The 19,408-nt window shown below is 66.0% G+C and carries 14 protein-coding genes; 11 read left to right on the top strand and 3 right to left on the bottom strand.

What is annotated here, in order from left to right; genetic code table 11:
- Positions 1-238: 238 nt before the first annotated feature.
- Positions 239-1,423 carry a hypothetical protein gene (locus QN350_RS00295; protein WP_322139764.1) on the top strand — a complete coding sequence of 395 codons (1,185 nt, stop codon included), beginning with the start codon at positions 239-241 and terminating at the stop codon, positions 1,421-1,423.
- Entirely contained in the window at positions 1,420-4,080 is a 2,661-nt protein-coding gene (locus tag QN350_RS00290) for a multicopper oxidase domain-containing protein (RefSeq protein WP_322139765.1), read from the top strand. The genes QN350_RS00295 and QN350_RS00290 overlap by 4 nt, the downstream gene beginning before the upstream one ends.
- An 81-nt stretch (positions 4,081-4,161) precedes the next feature.
- On the opposite strand, the gene QN350_RS00285 is transcribed toward QN350_RS00290, so the two are convergent.
- Positions 4,162-5,382 carry a TIGR04053 family radical SAM/SPASM domain-containing protein gene (locus QN350_RS00285; RefSeq protein ID WP_322139766.1) on the bottom strand — a complete coding sequence of 407 codons (1,221 nt, stop codon included), beginning with the start codon at positions 5,380-5,382 and terminating at the stop codon, positions 4,162-4,164.
- A gap of 73 nt (positions 5,383-5,455) precedes the next feature.
- On the opposite strand from QN350_RS00285, the gene QN350_RS00280 reads away from it, so the two are divergent.
- From QN350_RS00280 to narI, 6 genes are all read left to right on the top strand, one after another.
- The gene (locus tag QN350_RS00280) at positions 5,456-6,220 is read left to right on the top strand and encodes a helix-turn-helix domain-containing protein (protein WP_322139767.1); all 765 of its coding nucleotides are present in this window, start codon (positions 5,456-5,458) and stop codon (positions 6,218-6,220) included.
- Between the two features lie 7 nt (positions 6,221-6,227).
- The gene (locus QN350_RS00275; RefSeq protein WP_322139768.1) at positions 6,228-6,938 is read left to right on the top strand and encodes a helix-turn-helix transcriptional regulator; all 711 of its coding nucleotides are present in this window, start codon (positions 6,228-6,230) and stop codon (positions 6,936-6,938) included.
- Between the two features lie 144 nt (positions 6,939-7,082).
- Positions 7,083-10,805: a nitrate reductase subunit alpha gene (locus QN350_RS00270; RefSeq protein WP_323515621.1), complete on the top strand. Its 3,723-nt coding sequence runs from the start codon at positions 7,083-7,085 to the stop codon at positions 10,803-10,805.
- Entirely contained in the window at positions 10,806-12,470 is a 1,665-nt protein-coding gene (narH, locus tag QN350_RS00265) for a nitrate reductase subunit beta (protein ID WP_243013471.1), read from the top strand.
- A complete protein-coding gene (gene narJ, locus QN350_RS00260) occupies positions 12,467-13,159 on the top strand; it encodes a nitrate reductase molybdenum cofactor assembly chaperone (protein WP_322139769.1) in 693 nt (230 codons plus the stop codon). Before narH ends, narJ begins: the two co-directional genes overlap by 4 nt.
- The gene (gene narI / locus QN350_RS00255; protein WP_281534874.1) at positions 13,156-13,929 is read left to right on the top strand and encodes a respiratory nitrate reductase subunit gamma; all 774 of its coding nucleotides are present in this window, start codon (positions 13,156-13,158) and stop codon (positions 13,927-13,929) included. The genes narJ and narI overlap by 4 nt, the downstream gene beginning before the upstream one ends.
- Before the next feature lie 10 nt (positions 13,930-13,939).
- Here the strand turns inward: narI and QN350_RS00250 are convergent, their stop codons facing one another.
- A complete protein-coding gene (locus QN350_RS00250) occupies positions 13,940-14,479 on the bottom strand; it encodes a chlorite dismutase family protein (protein WP_281534875.1) in 540 nt (179 codons plus the stop codon).
- A 95-nt stretch (positions 14,480-14,574) separates the two neighbouring features.
- On the bottom strand, positions 14,575-15,897 hold the full coding sequence (locus QN350_RS00245; protein WP_322139770.1) for an MFS transporter: 1,323 nt from the start codon (positions 15,895-15,897) through the stop codon (positions 14,575-14,577).
- A 216-nt stretch (positions 15,898-16,113) separates the two neighbouring features.
- On the opposite strand from QN350_RS00245, the gene QN350_RS00240 reads away from it, so the two are divergent.
- The 3 genes from QN350_RS00240 to QN350_RS00230 all read left to right on the top strand — a co-directional run bounded on the left by QN350_RS00240 (position 16,114) and on the right by QN350_RS00230 (position 19,365).
- Positions 16,114-17,277, top strand: coding sequence for a globin domain-containing protein (locus QN350_RS00240; RefSeq protein WP_322139771.1), 1,164 nt, complete (start codon positions 16,114-16,116; stop codon positions 17,275-17,277).
- A 228-nt stretch (positions 17,278-17,505) separates the two neighbouring features.
- Positions 17,506-18,621, top strand: coding sequence for a GTP 3',8-cyclase MoaA (gene moaA, locus QN350_RS00235; RefSeq protein WP_322139772.1), 1,116 nt, complete (start codon positions 17,506-17,508; stop codon positions 18,619-18,621).
- Between the two features lie 45 nt (positions 18,622-18,666).
- Complete coding sequence (locus QN350_RS00230) at positions 18,667-19,365, top strand: helix-turn-helix transcriptional regulator (protein ID WP_322139773.1); 699 nt, start codon at positions 18,667-18,669, stop codon at positions 19,363-19,365.
- Positions 19,366-19,408 lie beyond the last annotated feature (43 nt).

The raw sequence follows: 19,408 nt of genomic DNA, 5'->3' as shown, positions 1-19,408 counted from the left end.
GTACGCCATCCGCCACGCAACCAACTTCGGCGCCTCCGGAGCGATCCAGCCCGAACTTTCCCTTGATCTGACTGCTTCCGACCATTCACTGCCGCTCCTGGCAACGTTGGAGCGTCCGCAGCCGGTGACTGGTCGGAGGACCTCACCGTTCAACGGCAGATGCGGTCTCGACATTGCGCCGCGCGGGATCGACCCAATCGGATTAATTGATGAGCGGCCACGCTCGAGGAGTGCCACGATGTCGCCCAAGTCCCACTACCTACCGACGCGGCCAAGCCGGCGAAGCGGCGGCCGGATCGTACTTCTCCTCCTCGGTGGCGTCGCCTTGCTTGCGGGACTCGATGGGGCACTCATTCTGCTCGGCCTGCCGGCACCGGTGATCGCAGCCCGCCTCGCCGATGTACATGGCCCGCTCATGGTCTTTGGCTTTGTCGGAACGGTCGTTGTTCTCGAACGCGCTGTCGCCATCCGTCGGAATTGGGCGTTCCTGTCTCCCGGTCTCCTCGGCGCCGGCGGAATTGCGCTTGTATCTTCGATTCCGCTCTTTGTCGGCCAGATCGCCCTCGTGGCCGGATCGATCGTGCTGCTCGCGATTTATCGGGCAATCTGGGCGCGGCAGCCCTCGACCTCCAGCGCCGTTCAGGCCCTCGGGGCGTTGCTTGGCCTCGCCGCGACAATTCTTTGGTGGGGACGTGTCCCGGTGCCTCAACTCATCCCGGCGATGACCCTCTTCCTTGTCCTGACAATCGCCGGGGAACGCCTCGAACTCGCCCGGATCTCACCAACCGTCGACGAGCGGGCCGAGCGGTGGCTGCTCGCGGTAGCCCTGGTCCTGGCCTCTGGCGTCGTGCTGGCACTGCTGTGGCCTGTCCTGGGATATCCGGTGCTTGGCTTCGCGCTGCTCGGTCTCGTCTCGTGGCTCGTGCGATACGACGTGGCGACGCGGCTTGTCAGGTCGAAGGGACTGCCGCGTTACATGGCCCTGTGCCTGCTCGCCGGCTACGGCTGGCTGGGTGTCGTCGGCCTGGTCTGGATCCTGTGGGGACCCGGATACGTCGGCCCTGCGTATGACGCCGTCGTGCACTCCGTCTTCCTCGGCTTCGTGATCTCCATGATCATGGCGCATGCGCCGACAATCCTGCCTGCCGTGCTACGCCGGCCGCTGCCCTATCGTCCTTTGATGTACGGGCCGGTTGTTCTCATGCACGCTTCGCTGCTTGTGCGTGTGGTCGGCGGAGACGCCAGAGGGCTAGATGTTCTGGTGCAGTGGGGCGGTTTCGCGAATATTGTCGCCGTACTGCTCTTCGTGGGTGTTTCCGTCGTCTCCGTCTTTGTGGGCGCGCCTCCGAAACCCGTCAGGCGTGAGTCGAGCACGGCCTCTCCGCGCGGCCGCGCAACGATATCACTGGGAACGCGCCGATGACCCGCCGGCTGTGGCACATCATTACCGGAATCCTGGTGCCGGCGTGGCTTTTCCTCACCCTCGTCGTGGTCATCGTGCATCGGTTCCTTCCGGTCGCACCCTGGCTCATGGTGCACCTGCTGCTCCTCGGCGCGGTCAGCAGCGCGGTCTTGATCTGGAGCCAGCACTTCGCCGACACCCTCCTCAGGCACCCGGCTCCCGGCGGTCGCGTCTCACTCGGCTGGCGCCTCGCGGCCCACACAGTGGGAGCCATCCTCGTGATCACCGGCATGATCGGCGGCTGGTGGCTGGTCGTCCTCGTCGGCGGCATCCTCGTCGGCGCGAACGCGCTCGGGCACGCGACTATCCTCGCCGTGCAGTCCCGTGGCGCGCTGCCCTCCCGGTTCGCACCGCTCGTCCGCTACTACGTCGCGGCCGGCGCCGCCCTGGCCATCGGGGTCACCCTCGGAATCCTGATGGCGCGCATGGACGACTCGGAGGACACCTACGCGCGCCTCTTCATCGCCCACATCGGACTCAACCTGCTCGGCTGGGCCGGCCTGACCGTGATCGGGACAGTCGCCCTGCTCTGGCCGACCATCCTGCACGTGCGAGTCACCGACGGCACCCGCGCGGCAGCGCGCTGGACCCTTCCCCTCTTCCTCGCGGGCCTCACCGTGCTCGGCCTCGGCTGCCTGCTCGGGGAACGCGTCATTGCCGGTCTCGGCGTGGTGGCCTATCTCGCCGGGCTGTACCTGGTGTTCGCCGACGTCATCCGCCAGGGTCGTTCAGCGCCTGCCGTGACCTTCGCCGGGTGGAGCCTCGGCAGCGCCCTGGCCTGGTTCGGCCTCTGCACCCTCGGATTCGCCGTCTCCGTCACTGTCGCCCCCACCTGGACCGCCGCTGCCGACGGGCTCGAACAGCTCGTTCCGGCCTTCCTGGTCGGCTTCGCCGCGCAGATTCTGCTCGGCGCGCTGACCTATCTTCTGCCGGTCGTACTCGGCGGTGGCCCGCGGGTCGTCAAGGCCACGAGCCGTGAACTCGAGCGCGGTGGACTGTTTCGCGTCATCATCGTGAACGGCGGCCTCGTGCTGTACCTCCTGCCGGTCCCGAGCCTGGTGAAGGTCGCCCTTTCGCTCCTCGTCGTGGCCGCCCTCGCGTCCTTCCTGGCGCTGATGACTCGGGCGCTGAAGACCAACCGGATGTTGCGCAGACCGGCGGATGCCGCCGCCCCGGTTCCCGGCTCTCGTCCCGCCTTGCCGCCCGCAGCGCAGCCCGCCCTGCCGCCGTCGCGTCCGAGGCGCACCGGCTCCGTCGTCGTCGCGGCCGGTGCCCTGCTGCTCGCTGTGACGGTCGGCGTTGCGATGGACCCGGCGGCCCTCGGCGTGACCGGCGGCCTCTCTGTCATTTCGGTCCCCGCGACCGGGCACACCACGACGGTCGACGTGACTATGGCGGGGATGCGGTTCAGTCCCGACTCCGTCTCGGTGCCCGTCGGAGACGCCCTCGTCATCAACCTCACCAATGCCGACGACCGGGTGCACAACCTGGTCCTCGACACCGGCATCACCTCCGGTTCGGTCAGCCCCGGGACGACGGCCGTCATCGAGGCAGGCGTCGTCGGAGCAGCGATCGCCGGCTGGTGCTCGATCGCCGGCCACAAACAGCTCGGGATGGTTTTCTCCGTCACGGTGGCCGGTGGCGCGAGTGGGACAGGCTCGAACGCGACAGGCATGGGCGGGATGGACATGAGAACGGGCGCAGATGCCGGTGCGAGTGGTGCGCCATCCGCCGCAAAGGACGTGGACCTGATGAAGCAACCCGCGGCGGACTTTGCCGCCCGTGATGCCCGGCTCGCACCGGCATCCGCCGACACCGTGCACAAGTTCACGCTCACCGTTCAGAACGTCGAAACGGAGGTCTCGCCGGGAGTCCGGCAGACCCTGTGGACGTACAACGGGACAGCGCCGGGGCCGACCCTGCACGGTCACGTCGGCGATGTCTTCGAGATCACCTTCGTCAACGGCGGAACCATCGACCATTCGATCGACTTTCATGCCGGCGCCCTCGCCCCCGACAAGCCAATGCGCACGATCATGCCGGGGGAGAGCCTGACCTACCGCTTCACCGCGACCCGGTCGGGGATCTGGCTCTATCACTGCTCGACGATGCCGATGTCCGCCCATATCGCGAACGGCATGTTCGGGGCGGTGATCATCGACCCGCCAGGGCTCGCGCCCGTTTCCGCGGAGTACGTTCTGGTCCAGTCCGAGTTCTACCTCGGGCCGGAGGGCGGGGAGGTCGACGCGGCGCGGGTGGCGACCCAGCTCCCCGACCTGCTGGCCTTCAACGGGTATGCCAACCAGTATGCGGACCGGCCCCTCACCGCGCGCGCGGGGGAGGCAGTGCGCATCTGGGTTCTGGACGCCGGACCCAACGTCGGCAGTTCCTTCCACGTGGTGGGCGGGCAGTTCAACTCAGTCTTCAAAGAGGGTGACTACCTGCTCCGCGACGGCGGCAGCACCGGGACGGGCGGGGCGCAGGTGCTCGACCTCGCCGCGGCGCAGGGCGGCTTCGTCGAACTTACCTTCCCCGAGGCCGGGCACTACCCATTCGTCAGCCACGTGATGTCGGACGCGGAGAAGGGTGCCCGCGGGGTCTTTGCCGTCACACAGTGAACCTGGTCTGAAAACGCCGGGAAGATAGAGCGTCGAAAATCCCGAGTAGCCACGCCGGAGTCGGCGGGCCCGTACTCGCCCCTACTGCTCGTGAACTGATCCACGAAGAGCTTGGCGCCGAGGGAGTCCGTCGAATGGGTCAGGGGACCGGGACGGGGCCACGGGCTGGTAGGCGCAGCTCGGATCCTCGGCGAGAGGATCGCCGGTGACCGCGTACGCGTGCGAACGGGAGCCGCCGCAGACCGAGCGGAACTCGCAGACGCCGCACCGGCCGCCGAAGGAATCCGGGGTGCGCAGCTCCTGGAGTAGCCGCGCCTCCCGGTAGATCTCGGGGAACGGCTGCTTGCGCACCGAACCGACCGAAACGGGCAGGAACCCGCTCGGGTAGACCGCGCCGACGTGGTCGACGAATGCGAAGCCACGTCCGGAGTTGACGTCGATCGGGGCGCGGGGGGCGCGGCGCCTGGGCTCGTCCCCGGTCAGGAGCTCCGCGGTGTCGCGCCGCAACCGGGCACGCAACGGGCCGACGGGGAACGCCGCATCGAGATCGGCGGCACCGGCGCGCTGGATCGCAATCCGGCGGAAGTGCGGCGCCTCCGTCGTCTTGATCGCGACGAGTTCGGAGACATCGTGCAGCCAGTGCAGTACCTCTTCGGCCTCGGCGGCGGTCAGCGCGTTCAGAAGCTTTCCGCGCCCGGTCGGGACGAGGAAGAATACGCTCCACAGCGTAGTGCCGAGCTCGAGGACCGTCTTCAGGATCGCAGGGAGCTCGTGCACGGTGTCGCGGGTGACGGTCGTGTTGATCTGCAGGCGGTAGCCGACGTCGCGCACCATCCGTGCGGCGACCATCGTGTCGTCGAAGACCCCGTCGACACCGCGGAAGGCATCATGGGTCGCCGCGGATGCCCCGTCGAGGGAGAGCGACACCGCCTTCGCCCCGGCCTCGTGCAGCTCGACGAGCACCTCCCGGGTAAGGCGCGGAGTGACGGAGGGCGAGAGGGCCATGCTGAGCCCCAGGCCCGTTCCGTGGGCCACGAGTTCGGGGAGGTCGGGGCGTTCGAAGGGGTCGCCGCCGGTGAGGACGACGAGCGGGCGGGGCGTGCCGAACGATGCGAGATCGTCCAGGAGCTTCCGGCCCTGGTCGGTGGTCAGCTCGAAGGGATTGCGGGTGCGAATGGCGTCCGCACGGCAATGCGTGCAGACGAGCTGGCAGGCCCGGGTCACCTCCCAGATCACGATGAAGGGACGCTCTCCGGCATCGTGGTGCAGGTACCGAACTGCGCGTGTTGCGGTGTCAGTCACGTGATCCTGGTCCGGTGCAGCTCGAATGCGCACCTCAGTTGTTTTTACCATACTTATAGGGAAAACTAGGGGTGTGCCTGTCCCCGACCTCGATGCCCGTACCCACCGGGCCCTCTCCGGCGTGAGCCGCGTCGCCCTGCTCGACGTGCTCCGCACTAACCTGGCGCCCCTGGACGTTCCCGCACTTGCGGCGGCGGTCGGCTTGCACCCCAACACCGTTCGCTCACACCTCGACCGGCTCCTCGAGGTCGGCCTCGTGACCGAGGCGATCGAGGCGCGCACACGGCCCGGCCGTCCCCGCTTGCTCTACACCGCGGTCGCGCCCGAGACGGACCCTTCAGCCCCCGGTTCCGCCGGACCTACAGAATCCGGGACCTCCGTGGACTCCTACCGGCTCCTCGCGGGCCTTCTCGCGGACGGCCTCGCCGCAGGAGCCCCTGACGCGCGCGTGGGCGGTGAACGGGCCGCCGACGCAGGGCGACGCTGGTCGGAGCAGTACGTGCCCGTCGACGAGCCGGCTGCCGGTCCGATCGATCCTGCTGAAGCGATCGACCGGGTGGTCGAGATCCTCGACGGCGTCGGTTTCGCCCCCGCCCTGTCGGAGGACCGCACCGCGATCGAGCTGCACCACTGTCCGTTCCTCGACGTTGCGAAAGACCACAGCGCCATTGTGTGCTCGGTGCACCGCGGACTGATGCAGGGTGCGCTGGACCGGATGCACGCGCCCACAATCGGCATCCGCCTCGAGCCGTTCGTGCGCCCAGGGGTATGCGTCGCACAAGTGATTTACCCCGCAAACGCGGCACAGCATGGCGGCTTCCTGGCAAAGAGCGGATAGTAGACCCATGTCCTCACGCCCACCGTCGAGCTACCGCACGCTCGCCTCGTTCAGCAGAATCAAACTGCTGTACTTTCTGCAACAGCGCGGGACGATGACGGTCGGTGACCTTGCCGAGGCTTCCGGGCTGCACCACAACACGACACGGGAACACCTGCAACGCCTGATCAACGATGGATTCGTCACATGCGAACCCGAAGAGCGCGACGTCAAGGGCCGGCCGCGGATGCTCTACAGTGCGGCTGCCGGTGTCGACCATCGGGAGGGCTCGATCCGGATTGCGAAGGTCGAGGCCGCCGAACGCCGGGGCGACCAGGTGCGGCGGATGCTGCCCCTCACCGCGGCGATCGACTCACCGCTCCAGCGTCAGTTGGACGCCCTCGACGACCACCTCGACCAGACGGGGTTCGACGGGAGGATCGACGCGGACGGGCGTCACGTCAGGCTGCACGATTGTCCGTACAGCGAGATGGTCAAGGAACACCCGGAGGTCTGTCGCGTGCACCTCGGCCTGCTCCAGGGGATCCTGCAGCAGACCGGCGGTCCGCTGACGGCCGACGCGCTGCATCCGCTCGACGAGCCGGACTCCTGCACACTAGATCTCCGGCACTCGGACGAGGGTGCTGAGTGTGAGGAATCCGAGGGGGCCGATGCCGGACCGGTTCGGGAGCCCACCGAGACCGACGCGGTTATTATTCACGGCGTTTTCCGCTTGTAGCCCGTTCGGGTGCCCGTGAGACTCAGTAGCGAGGCTGTTGCTGACTGCGGTGATGCCCGGGAGTGCAAGGGGTACGTCGTGAAAACTCTCAAGGACTCGAGCTTTTCCAAGCGGAACGCGGGCAAGCCGGGCACGAAGCCGGGTATCGACAGTCCGATTGCGGACAGCATCCTCAACCTCGGTCGTTTCCTCCGCAGGGGCGAGACCTCGCCGGACCTGCGCTCCCTGTTCCTCGAAGGCGGCCGGGACGCCGACAGCTTCTATCGCGACCGCTGGACCCACGACAAGGAGGTGCGGTCCACCCACGGCGTGAACTGCACCGGCTCCTGTTCGTGGAAGGTGTACGTCAAGGACGGCATCATCACCTGGGAGACCCAGCAGACCGACTACCCCTCCGTCGGCCCGGACTCGCCGGAGTACGAACCCCGCGGCTGCCCCCGCGGCGCAGCATTCAGCTGGTACACCTACTCGCCGACCCGGGTGCGGTACCCCTACGTGCGCGGCGTGCTGCTCAACCTCTACCGTGAGGCGAAGGCACGCCTCGGCGACCCGGTGCTCGCCTGGGCCGACGTCACCGGCAACCCCGAGTCCGCCAAGGCCTACAAGAGCGCTCGCGGCAAGGGCGGCCTGGTGCGCGCGAGCTGGGACGAGGCCGCGGAAATCGTCGCCGCCGCACACGTGCACACCATCAAGACCTACGGGCCGGACCGGATCGCCGGTTTCTCGCCGATCCCGGCGATGTCGATCGTCTCGCAGGGCGTCGGTAACCGCTTCATCTCCATGCTCGGCGGCACGATGCTGTCCTTCTACGACTGGTACGCCGACCTCCCCGTCGCCAGCCCGCAGGTTTTCGGCGACCAGACGGACGTCCCGGAATCCGCCGACTGGTGGAATTCGTCGTACCTGATCATGTGGGGCTCGAACGTGCCGGTCACCCGCACCCCCGACGCGCACTTCATGGTCGAGGCCCGTTACCGCGGCCAGAAGGTCATCACGGTCTCGCCCGACTACGCCGACAACTCCAAGTTCGCCGACGAATGGCTCGCCGTGCACCCCGGCACCGACGGCGCCCTTGCGATCGCAATGGGCCACGTCGTTCTCAAGGAGTTCCTCGTCGACCGGCGCACCCCGCGTTTCGTCGACTACATGAAGCGCTACAGCGACTCCGCCTACCTGATCATGCTCACGAAACGCGGCGACGCCTGGGTGCCCGGCAAGTTCATGACGGCGGATGCCCTCCCCGACACCGAGCCGACGGTCGCGAGCGCGGCGTTCAAGCCGATCCTCCTCGACCAGGACGGCCGCACCATCATCCCGAACGGATCCATCGGGCACCGCTTCTCCGAAACAGATGTCGGTAAATGGAACCTCGATCTCGAGGGCGTCGACCCGCTGCTCTCGATCATGGACGCGCCCGACTACGACGGTGCATCCGCTGCCGTCGACATGCCCCGCTTCGACATTTCGCCCACGACAGACGAGGCCGGCGAACAGCAGGCCGGTGGCGCAGGCATCATCCGCCGTGGTGTGCCCGTACGGAGCGTCGCCGGAGAACTCGTGACAACCGTCTTCGACCTTCTCCTCGCCCAGTACGGCGTCGGCAGGGACGGGCTCCCCGGTGTCTGGCCGACCGGCTACGACGATGAAACCTCCCCAGGCACCCCCGCCTGGCAGGAAGGCATCACCTCCGTACCGATGCAGGCCGCAGAACGCATCGGGCGCGAGTTCGCACAGAACGCCGAGGAATCGGGCGGACGCTCAATGATCCTGATGGGGGCGGGCACGAACCACTGGTTCCACTCCGACACCATCTACCGCGCCTTCCTCGCACTCACGACTATGACCGGCTGCCAGGGCGTCAACGGCGGCGGCTGGGCGCACTACGTCGGGCAGGAGAAGGTACGCCCCCTCACGGGCTACGGCCAGTACGCGTTCGGACTGGACTGGGTTCGTCCTCCCCGCCAGATGATCGGCACCGGGTTCTTCTACCTCGCCACCGACCAATGGCGTTACGACGGCCTCTCCGCCGACACGCTCTCGAGCCCGCTCGGGGTCGGCACCTTCGCCGACCGCACGACGGCGGACTGCCTCGTAGAGTCGGCAAAGCGCGGCTGGATGCCCAGCTACCCGACCTTCAACCGCAACTCGCTCGACCTTGTCGACGACGCAGTCGCGGCCGGAGTCGACCCGGCCCAGTACGTCGTCGAGTCGTTGGAGGACGGCAGCCTCGCCTACTCCGTCGAGGACCCGGACGCCCCGGAGAACTTCCCGCGCGTGATGGTGGTCTGGCGGGCGAACGTGCTCGGCTCTTCCGGCAAGGGCAATGAGTACTTCCTGAAGCACCTGCTCGGCACCACGAGTGCCGTGCGCGCGCCGGAGTCCCCGTCCGAAAAGCGCCCGAAGACGATGAAATGGCACGAATCCGCGCCAGAGGGCAAGCTTGACCTGCTCGTCACAAGCGACTTCCGGATGACCTCGACAACTATCTTCAGCGACGTGGTGCTGCCGCCGGCCACCTGGTACGAGAAGAATGACCTGTCGACGACGGACATGCATCCGTTCATTCACTCGTTCAACCCCGCGATCACCCCGCCGTGGCAGGCGAAGACCGACTTCGACATCTTCCACATCTTGGCGAAGAAGATTTCCGAATTCTCTGTCGAACATCTCGGTGTGCGAAAAGACCTCGTAGCAGTTCCCCTGAGTCACGACACTCCCGACGCAATGGCAACCCCGCACGGAACTGTGCAATACGGCCAGCCACTGGTGCCCGGGATCACGATGCCCAAGCTCGTCGTCGTCGAGCGCGACTATCCGGCATTCGCCGACATGCTCGGTGCTCTCGGCCCGCTCACGGCGAAGCTCGGCATGGTGACCAAGGGCGTCAAGTTCAACCCCGATGTCGAGGTCGACTATCTCGGCAAGAAGAACGGCTTGGTCGAGAGCGGCCCGGCCGCCGGCCGTCCGCGCCTGACGACCGCGAGCCATGCATGCGAGATGGTGCTCGCACTCTCCGGCACCACCAACGGGCGCTTGGGCACTCAGGGCTTCCGTCAGTTGGAGGAGCGCACGGGTATGAAGCTCGCCGACCTTGCGAGCGACAATGAGGGCCGCCGGTTCACCTACTCGGATGTCCAGGGTGCGCCGGTCCCGGTGCTCACGTCCCCGGAGTGGTCGGGCAGTGAGCACGGCGGCCGTCGCTACAGTGCCTTCACGATCAACGTCGAGCGGCTTAAGCCGTGGCACACGCTGACCGGGCGGCAACACTTCTACCTGGACCACGACTGGATGATCGAGCTGGGGGAGCAGTTGCCGATTTTCCGGCCGCCTCTCGACATGCACCGTCTCTTTGACGACTCGATCGTCGGCTCGACGGCGGCGACCGGTTCGACCGGGTCGAAGGGCCGGGCGGAGGTCGCCGTGCGTTACCTGACGCCGCACTCGAAATGGTCGATCCACTCCGAATACCAGGACAATCTGATGATGCTTTCGTTGTCCCGTGGAGGCCCGACCATCTGGATGTCCCCGCAGGACGCCGACAAGATCGGCGTTCGCGACAACGAGTGGATCGAGTCGTACAACCGCAACGGAGTTGTCGTCGCGCGGGCGATCGTGTCGCACCGGATGCCCGAAGGCACCGTGTACATGTATCACGCGAAGGACCGCACGATCAACGTGCCGATCGCTGAAACGAGCGGCATGCGCGGCGGGACAAACAACTCGCTGACCCGAATCCTGCTCAAGCCCAGTCACCTGATCGGCGGCTACGCCCAGCTGTCGTTCGCCTTCAACTACCTCGGCCCGACCGGGAACCAACGCGATGAGGTCACCGTGATCCGTCGACGCAGCCAGGAGGTTGAGTACTAAATGCGCGTAATGGCCCAAATGTCGATGATCATGAATCTCGACAAGTGCATCGGCTGCCACACCTGCTCCGTCACCTGCAAGCAGGTCTGGACCAACCGCACCGGCGTTGAATACGTCTGGTTCAACAACGTCGAGACCCGGCCCGGCCTCGGCTACCCGAAGCGGTACGAGGATCAGGAGAAGTGGAACGGCGGCTGGGTGCGCAACAAGCGCGGCCGCCTGAAACTGCGCTCCGGCGGCCGCCTCAAGCGACTCGCCACGATCTTCAACAACCCCGACCTGCCCGTCATCGACGACTATTACGAGCCGTGGACCTACGACTACGACATGCTCACGAAGGCGCCGCTCAGCACTGAGAGCCCCGTCGCCCGGCCCAAATCCCTCCTGACCGGCAAGAACATGGACATCAAGTGGTCCGGCAACTGGGATGACAACCTCGGCGGCTCCCAGGAGACCGCAGCTGACGACCCCATCCTCGCGACGATGAGCGAGCACGTGAAGATGGAATTCGAAAACACCTTCATGTTCTACCTCCCCAGAATCTGCGAGCACTGCCTGAACCCGGCCTGCGTCGCGGCGTGCCCCTCCGGTGCGATGTACAAGCGCGAGGAGGACGGTATCGTCCTCGTCGACGAGGATGCCTGCCGCGGCTGGCGGATGTGCGTCTCGGCCTGCCCGTACAAGAAGGTCTACTTCAACCACAAGACCGGCAAGGCGGAGAAGTGCACGCTCTGCTATCCCCTGATCGAACAGGGCAAGCCGACCATCTGCTCGGAGACCTGCGTCGGCCGGCTGCGTTACCTGGGGCTGATGCTCTACGACGCCGACGCCGTGCTCGCCGCCGCCGCGATCGAGAACGACCAGGACCTGCTCGAGGCCCAGCGCGGGGTATTCCTCGACCCGTTCGACCCCGAGGTTATCGCCGCGGCGAAGGCGGAAGGTATGGAGGACGACTGGATCCTCGCCGCCCAGAACAGCCCGATCTACAAGCTCATCTCCGAGTACAAGGTGGCGCTGCCGCTGCACCCCGAATACCGCACGATGCCGATGGTCTGGTACATCCCGCCGCTGTCCCCGGTCGTCGACGTCATCTCGACGACGAACAACGACGGCGAGGACGCCCGTACCCTGTTCGCGGCCATCGACAAGCTGAGAATTCCCGTCGAATACCTTGCCGGACTGTTTTCGGCCGGCGATGTCGTCCCGGTCGAGTCCTCGCTGCGGAAGCTCGCCGCGATGCGTTCGTACATGCGCGACATCAACCTCGGCAAGGACCGCGACGAGTCGATTCCCGCGGCCGTCGGCATGACCGGCACCGAGATCGAAGCGATGTACCGGCTCCTCGCGATCGCCAAGTACGAGGATCGCTACGTCATTCCCAAGGCGCACGTGGAGACCGCTCGCGAGCTCGAAGAGCTGGCATGTTCGCTTGACACGGACGGGGGACCAGGCATGGGCGGTCCGACCTCGACCGCGGGACCCTATGGCAAGACTCCGGGAATGCCGTTCAACGCCACCGTCGACAACTACAACGAGATGATCGGCAAAGGCGGAGAGAAGACCAAACCGACAACGCCTGGCCGGATCAACCTCCTGAACTGGAACGGCGGTGGCCGACCGGACGGCTTGTTCCCGCCGGTAGCTGACGCAGGGAGCCCCGCATGAGGCTCCCGAAGCTTCCGCCCCGCAAAGTCACGGCAATCCCGCTCAGTGCCGAGGACGGGGCCATCGCGCACATGGCGGCGTCGATCCTGCTCGACTATCCGACCACCACGCGTCGTGCGCGCTTCGGTGCGGTCGCGGAGTCTGTCGCACTGCTTCCGCATCCGCTTCGGACCGCCTTCGAGGAGTTCTTGACCGCCGCGGGGGAGATGGGCCAGCAGGAACTTGAGGTGCATTTCACGGCGACCTTCGACCTCAAACGCAAATGCTGCCCGTATCTCTCGTACTACGCGGCCGGCGATACGCGCCGTCGCGGCATGGCCCTCGTGCGTTTTGTCGAGGCCTATCATGCCGCCGGCTGGGAGGTTGCGGTGGACGAACTGCCCGACTACCTGCCTATGGTCCTCGAATTCTCGGCGCTCAGCGATTCGCCCATCGCGCAGGAGTTGCTCGCGGCTCATCGGGACGGCATCGAGGTGCTCCGCACCGCACTCGAAACCATCGAGAGTCCCTACGCGCACGTCGTCGAGGCCGTGTCGCTCTCGCTTCCTGCCATCGATGAGGAAACTCGGGAGCGATATCTCAACCTCGTCAACGAGGGCCCCCCGACCGAAACAGTCGGTATGACCTTCCTCGGCAACCTCAAACCATTTTCGCCGTCCGGCATTGCGAGTGAGGAACTCAGGGTATGAACCCGATCGACTTTCTATTGTGGGTGGCGTTCCCCTACGCGGCCATGGCCGTCTTCGTGGTCGGCCACATTTTCCGCTATCGGCACGACCAGTTCGGCTGGACCTCCCGCTCGAGCCAGGTCTACGAAAACCGGCTACTGCGCTGGGGATCACCGATGTTCCACTACGGCATCCTCATGGTGCTGGGCGGCCACGTGGTTGGCCTGCTCGTGCCCAAGGAATGGCTCGAGTTCGTCGGTGTCTCCAATGAGATCTACCACGTGGGCGCCACCTGGCTCGGCAGTATCGCGGCCGTGCTCACGCTCGCCGGGCTCGCCATCCTGATCTACCGGCGCAGGCTCAACACCCGGGTGTTGCTCGCGACCACGGTGATGGACAAGGTCATGTACGCCCTCCTGGGGGCGACCCTGCTGTTTGGGACTACAGCGACGGTCCTCTTCCAGGTGCTCGGTGCTGGATATGACTACCGGGGCACGATTTCGCCATGGGTGCGCGGCCTGCTCTCAGCCCAGCCTGACCCTGCTCTGATGGCCAACGTGCCATTCTTCTTCCAGCTGCACGTGCTCAGCGCGACACTGCTGTTCCTGTTGTGGCCCTTCACCAGGCTTGTTCACGTCTTCTCGGCGCCGATCGGCTATTTCGTACGCCCGTACATCGTCTACCGCTCGCGGGACACGCATCGGGGATCCGGGGCTCGTAAGGCCCGACGCGGCTGGGAAAAGAGCGTACTGCCGACCTCCGCCCGGGACAAGGATGCCGCCCGCCGCTGAATCGGTGGGTCTAGCGGCTGATACGAATATCGACTTCACGTTCGACGTAGTCCCATTCGCGACTCGTGCGCAGCCGTGCCAGGAGTTCCTCGAACGCGGACGCGTCCCCGGCCGCGTATTCGAACCAGGTTAGGAAATCGAAGGGTCCACCCAGATCACGGCTGTGGTACAGCTGCCGAGCGATCGCGGGCAGGTATTCGAGCCCGACTGCGATGTGGTGGCTCGTCTCCTCGAATACCGCCCTCCGCTCATCCTGGGGGAGATCCCACCAGCGGGCGGTCTTTCTGATCGGGATGAGCGCGGCGCACCGGGCCTCTGGTCGGCCGAGGGCAGGCTGGGCGGCATCGAGAGCTGCCTGCTCGGCGCGCTCGGTATAGCGCTTGTAGCTCGTGGCGCCGCTCAGCATCCACACGGCATCTGGGCGTGCGGTCGGCGGCAGCGCCGATACCTCAAGGCGTCCGGCCAGGGCAAGCGTGGAACCCGTGACAGCGAGAATGCGATCGATCTGCCAGGTGCCAGTGGCGCCTGCGGTGAATTGCGTGAGCGCCATGCTGTCACGTTAGCAGGCCCGCCGCTCGGCCCGATGGGCCAGGAACGGCGGGCCTGCTCTCCGAGGTTTAGTTCGCTCGGATCAGTCTGCTCAGGTCAACCGGGGAAGGGAGCGCCCGGTCGTGCGTAGAAATGCCAGGTCAGCCAGGTGCAGAAGACGCAGAAGACCGCGCAGCCGACGAAGAACGAGGTCGGGCTGACCAGGGTCAGGGCGATACCCACGATGAATGGACCAAAAGCTGCGATCGCGGACGTCCAGGCGATGGCGCCGCCGGCCTGACGCTTCGGGAAGATCATAGGCATCTGCTTGAAGGTGCCCGCATTGGCGAAGCCAGCAAAGAAGAAGATCGCGATCATCCCGCTGAGAAAGCCCCAGAACTGGTCAACGCTTGTAGGTGCCAGGAAGAATGACGTGAACACAGTGCCGGCGACCATGCCGACGGCGCCAATGAGAGTGAAGACCGCGCCACCCCATTTGTCGCAGAGGGGGCCGCACGCCGCGCGGACGGCGGCGCCGACGAGCGGACCGATGAAGGCGAAGGCAAGCGGGTTCGGCGCGTGCGGGAAGTGGCCGTAGACGTTCAGGATGATCAAGCCCATCTGGGCAGCGAGGCCACTGTACAGCCCGAAGCTCATGAGGTAGATCGCCGTCATGAGCCAGGTGTGCTTGATGCGGAAGATGTCCATCTGCTGGCGGAAGTTGGCGGTCACGGGCACCCGGCGCAGGAAGACAATCGCCATCACAACTCCAAGAAGCGCCCACGGGATCAGGACGAGTCCACCGTTGTGCAGCCAGACCAGCTGGCCCTTCGCGCTACTCTGCGGGGTCAGTGCTGCAGTACCGAGCAGGCCGAAGCCGACAACCCAGGGCAGCAGCAGCTGGATCAGCCCGATGCCGAAGTTTCCGATCCCCGCCTGCAGGCCGAGAGCGGTGCCGGCGAGACGCTTAGGGAAGAAATAGCTCGTGGAGGCCATGAAACCGGAGAAGGTTCCGCCGCCGATCCCTGCCGCGAAAGCGAGGGCAAGGAGTACCCAATACGGAGTTGAAGTGTCGCGGGCCGCGAGCGTCCAGCCGAGCATCGGGAGCACGAGCAGTGCAGAGGACATAGCGACGAGCGCGCGGGTGCCCATAATCGGGGGCAGAAACATGAAGACGAGGCGTAGGAGTCCGCCGGCAAGCCCGGGCACGGCAACGAGCCAATACAGCTGGCCTGGAGTCAGGGTGTAACCGATGTCATTGAGCCGCGGTGCGATGGCGCTGACGAGATACCAGGCGGCGAAGCTCAGGGTGAGTGTGTAGGTCGTGATCCACAGAGTGCGCCAGGCGAGCTTGGAATCCCAGGTTTCTTCGTTCTCCGGATCCCAGTTGGAGAGATCGGGTTTGAGTTTCGACGGGAGGAGTGTGGAAGAGCCTGACATGTGCTTCCTCGGACTAGGTGGTTTCGGGCGTGAGCGCCCGCGTAGTTACCACCCTGACCTCGGCGACCGACGGCGACAATCGCGGAACACCGTGAAAAATGAATCCAGCGTGATCAGGTCGAATCGCAGGGATCGGTTCAGGTGAACTGCGCAAAATCCAACAGTAAGAAATAAAAATGATAGTTTTGATTTAAATACCTAATGTTTGGAGTCAACATGCTCTCTGCCCAGTCTCTGCCCCTGATCGAAGCGACATTGCCCCTCGTGGGCGAGCGCATGCCCGAAATCGCCAGGAACTTCTACGGCCGCATGCTCACCGCCCACCCCGAGCTCTTCAATGGCCTGTTCAGCCGCTCAAATCAGAAAAACGGCTCTCAGCAGCAGGCACTCGCCGGCAGCATCGCAGTGTTCGCGACGCACCTGGTTCAGAATCCCGAGACCACTCCCGAGGCGATGCTCTCCCGCATCGCGCACAAGCACGTCTCCCTCGACATCCGGCCCGAGCAGTACGACATCGTCTACAAATACCTTTTCGAAGCCATCGCCGACGAGCTCAGCGACGTCGTCACAGCGGAGATCGCGGGCGCCTGGACCGAGGTCTACTGGTTGATGGCGCACGCCCTGATCAAGATGGAGAGCGGGCTGTACTCCGGCCTCGCAAGCGACAAGCCCCTCGCGCCCTGGGTCGTCGTGAAGAAGGAAGCGGCCGGTACCGACGCCGTCACGTTCACCCTCGAACCGGCCGATGACACCCCGGTCTCGCCCGCATTGCCCGGCCAGTACGTGAGCGTCACCGTGCGGATGCCCGACGGCATCCATCAGGTGCGGCAATACTCCTTGTCAGCCGGCACGGCCACGACACGCGTCTTCACCACCAAGCTGGACGCGAACGGCGAGGTCTCCCCAGCCCTGCACCGCGACGTACAGGTCGGCGACACACTGATCCTCTCCGTGCCCTGCGGGGACATCACCCTCGACCGGGGCGACGGCCCGCTCGTCCTGGCCTCGGCCGGCATCGGCTGCACGCCAAGCGCGTCCATCCTGCGTTCGCTGGTGGACGGTGCCTCGAAGCGCGAAGTGCTCGTCCTGCACGCCGAAAGCAACCTGGAACGCTGGGCGCTGCGCGACCAGATGAGCGAGGACATCGCCCTGCTCGAGGCCGCCGAGCTGGAGCTCTGGCTGGAAATCCCGAGCGCGGGACACCACGAGGGATTCATGTCTCTCGAGAATGTGACCATTCCCGACAACGCTTCGGTCTACCTGTGCGGGCCGCTCCCGTTCATGCGCAGCCTGCGCTCGCAGGCGCTGGCGGCAGGAGTCCCGGCCAATCGCATCCACTACGAGATCTTCGGTCCGGACCTCTGGCTCGCCGGCGTTTGAGGTGCCTGCGACGATGTCCGTCTGCTCCGGGAGGACGGTGCCCACCGCCACGCCGGCGCCGCCGGCGAAGGCGAACATCGCGCCGCCGGATTTGTCACAGGACGGGGCGCTCGTGGAGCGCCCGCGGCACGCCCGACGGGGTCGACGACTACGTATGCGGCGTTGGCCAGCCATCCGCGGGCGGCATCGGTGCGGCGGATCCCAACCGCACGGGGTTAGGGTCGGTATATGTCCGGCGCACTGATCCCCGTGCACCCTATCGAGCCCCTGGCCGGTGCAGTGCCGGTCGGACCTGCCCCGACCCCGGATACCCGCCTCGTCGACACCCTCAATCGTCCGCTGCACGACCTCCGGCTGTCTGTCACCGACCGGTGCAACTTCCGCTGCGTTTACTGCATGCCCAAGGAGGTCTTCGGCAAGGACTTCGCGTTCATGCCGCGGGACGAGATGCTCAGTTTTGAAGAGATGACCCGGCTGGCTCGAATTTCGGTTGCGCATGGGGTGGAGAAGATTCGGCTCACCGGCGGCGAGCCGCTGCTGCGCAAAGGCCTCGAGGAACTCATTGAGATGCTCGCGGCGCTCCGCAGTCCAGCCGGCCGGCCCGTCGACATCGCCCTCACCACCAACGGCTCCGGCCTGTCGATGAAGGCCCAGGCGCTCAAGGACGCCGGCCTCAAGCGCGTGACGGTATCCCTTGACTCCCTTGACGACGCCACATTCCGTGCCATGAACGATGTCAATTTCCCGGTCGCCCGCATCCTGGCGGGCCTGGATGCCGCGCACGCGGTGGGCTTGGGCCCGATCAAGATCAACATGGTGGTGAAGCGCGGCCAGAACGACCAGGACATCGTCAACATGGCCCGGCATTTCAAAGGCACACCCTACATTCTGCGCTTCATCGAGTTCATGGACGTGGGCACGAGCAATGGCTGGGACATGGGTGCCGTGCTGCCGTCCAGCGAGGTGCGCGATCGCATCCACGCCGAACTGCCGCTGGAAGAAGTGGCCCCCAATTACACCGGCGAGACCAGCCGGCGCTGGCGCTACCAGGACGGCGGGGGTGAGATCGGCCTGATCTCCAGCGTCACCCAGTCGTTTTGTCACGCGTGTTCGCGGGCCCGGGTCTCTACCGACGGCAAGCTCTTCACCTGCCTCTTCGCCAGCGAGGGCCACGACCTGCGCGAGCTGCTGCGCAACGGCAGTAGCGACGAGGAGATCTCCGCCGCGATGGGCGCCGTCTGGCGTCAGCGAACCGACCGCGCCTCCCAGCTGCGCAGCGCCCAGACCGGTGCGGTCCGCTCACCAGGTGGCAAGAGGATCGAGATGTCCTACATCGGCGGATGACCGCGCGTCCGGGACGGTTTAACCGCGCCCTGATACTCTGAACGCATGGTTGCGACCACTCAGAGCGATGCCCGGCATGCCGCTCTGGCCAGTGAGCCGCGACGTCGCGCGCTGGCCCTGATCAGTGAATCAGCCGTACCGCTGGGTGTGGGCCCCGTTGCCGACGCCCTTGGCTTGCACATCACCACCGCGCGTTTTCACTTGGAGCAGCTCGAGGCCGCCGGGCTCGTCGAGCACAAGGTGGCCGGGGTCGGCCAGCGCGGCCGACCCCGTGTGCTGTTCAGTGCGGTAGCAGCACCGCTGCCGGTTGATTCGGCCCTGCAGCAGCTCGCCCAGAGCCTCGCCGCTGTGATCGGCGAAGACGACGATGCCGGCCGCGCCCGCGCGGTTCGCGCCGGAGAGCACTGGTCAGGGCAGTACGCGGCAGGGGCGGATGCAGCGGAATCCGACGGTCCGGCGGCCGGCGTTCCGGCCGCCGACGTCGTGTCCTCGCTGCTGCGGGTGTTCGCCGAGATTGGCTTCGAGCCCGAACTGCGGAGCACCGAGGCAGCGATCGCCCTGACCGCCTGCCCGTTCCGGGCCGAGGCGCGGGCCAACCCCGATGTGGTCTGTTCGGTACACCTCGGCCTCATGCAGGGTCTCGTGCGCACCTTCGGTCATGACGCAGCGAGCATTCGACTGGAGCCTTTCGTGCAGCCCACCCTCTGCATGGTGCACCTGCCCGCCAGCACCCCTTCGGCCTAGGAAGACACGGGATACGGGCTCGGCTCTTCTCGCCGTTCGCACG

The sequence above is a fragment of the Cryobacterium sp. 10I5 genome (genome assembly GCF_035019865.1).
Lineage (GTDB): Bacteria > Actinomycetota > Actinomycetes > Actinomycetales > Microbacteriaceae > Cryobacterium > Cryobacterium breve_A.
The sequence above is the reverse complement of the archived record's forward strand: the minus strand, read 5'-3'. Positions and strand labels throughout refer to the sequence as shown.

Bases quoted from the DNA above. Each gene is read 5' to 3' on its own strand.
- QN350_RS00240 (WP_322139771.1), top strand. From the start codon at position 16,114: ATGCTCTCTGCCCAGTCTCTGCCCCTGATCGAAGCGACATTGCCCCTC.
- QN350_RS00245 (WP_322139770.1), bottom strand. From the start codon at position 15,897: ATGTCAGGCTCTTCCACACTCCTCCCGTCGAAACTCAAACCCGATCTC.
- QN350_RS00275 (WP_322139768.1), top strand. From the start codon at position 6,228: ATGTCCTCACGCCCACCGTCGAGCTACCGCACGCTCGCCTCGTTCAGC.
- narI (WP_281534874.1), top strand. From the start codon at position 13,156: ATGAACCCGATCGACTTTCTATTGTGGGTGGCGTTCCCCTACGCGGCC.
- QN350_RS00295 (WP_322139764.1), top strand. From the start codon at position 239: ATGTCGCCCAAGTCCCACTACCTACCGACGCGGCCAAGCCGGCGAAGC.
- QN350_RS00250 (WP_281534875.1), bottom strand. From the start codon at position 14,479: ATGGCGCTCACGCAATTCACCGCAGGCGCCACTGGCACCTGGCAGATC.
- narH (WP_243013471.1), top strand. From the start codon at position 10,806: ATGCGCGTAATGGCCCAAATGTCGATGATCATGAATCTCGACAAGTGC.
- QN350_RS00290 (WP_322139765.1), top strand. From the start codon at position 1,420: ATGACCCGCCGGCTGTGGCACATCATTACCGGAATCCTGGTGCCGGCG.
- moaA (WP_322139772.1), top strand. From the start codon at position 17,506: ATGTCCGGCGCACTGATCCCCGTGCACCCTATCGAGCCCCTGGCCGGT.
- narJ (WP_322139769.1), top strand. From the start codon at position 12,467: ATGAGGCTCCCGAAGCTTCCGCCCCGCAAAGTCACGGCAATCCCGCTC.
- QN350_RS00230 (WP_322139773.1), top strand. From the start codon at position 18,667: ATGGTTGCGACCACTCAGAGCGATGCCCGGCATGCCGCTCTGGCCAGT.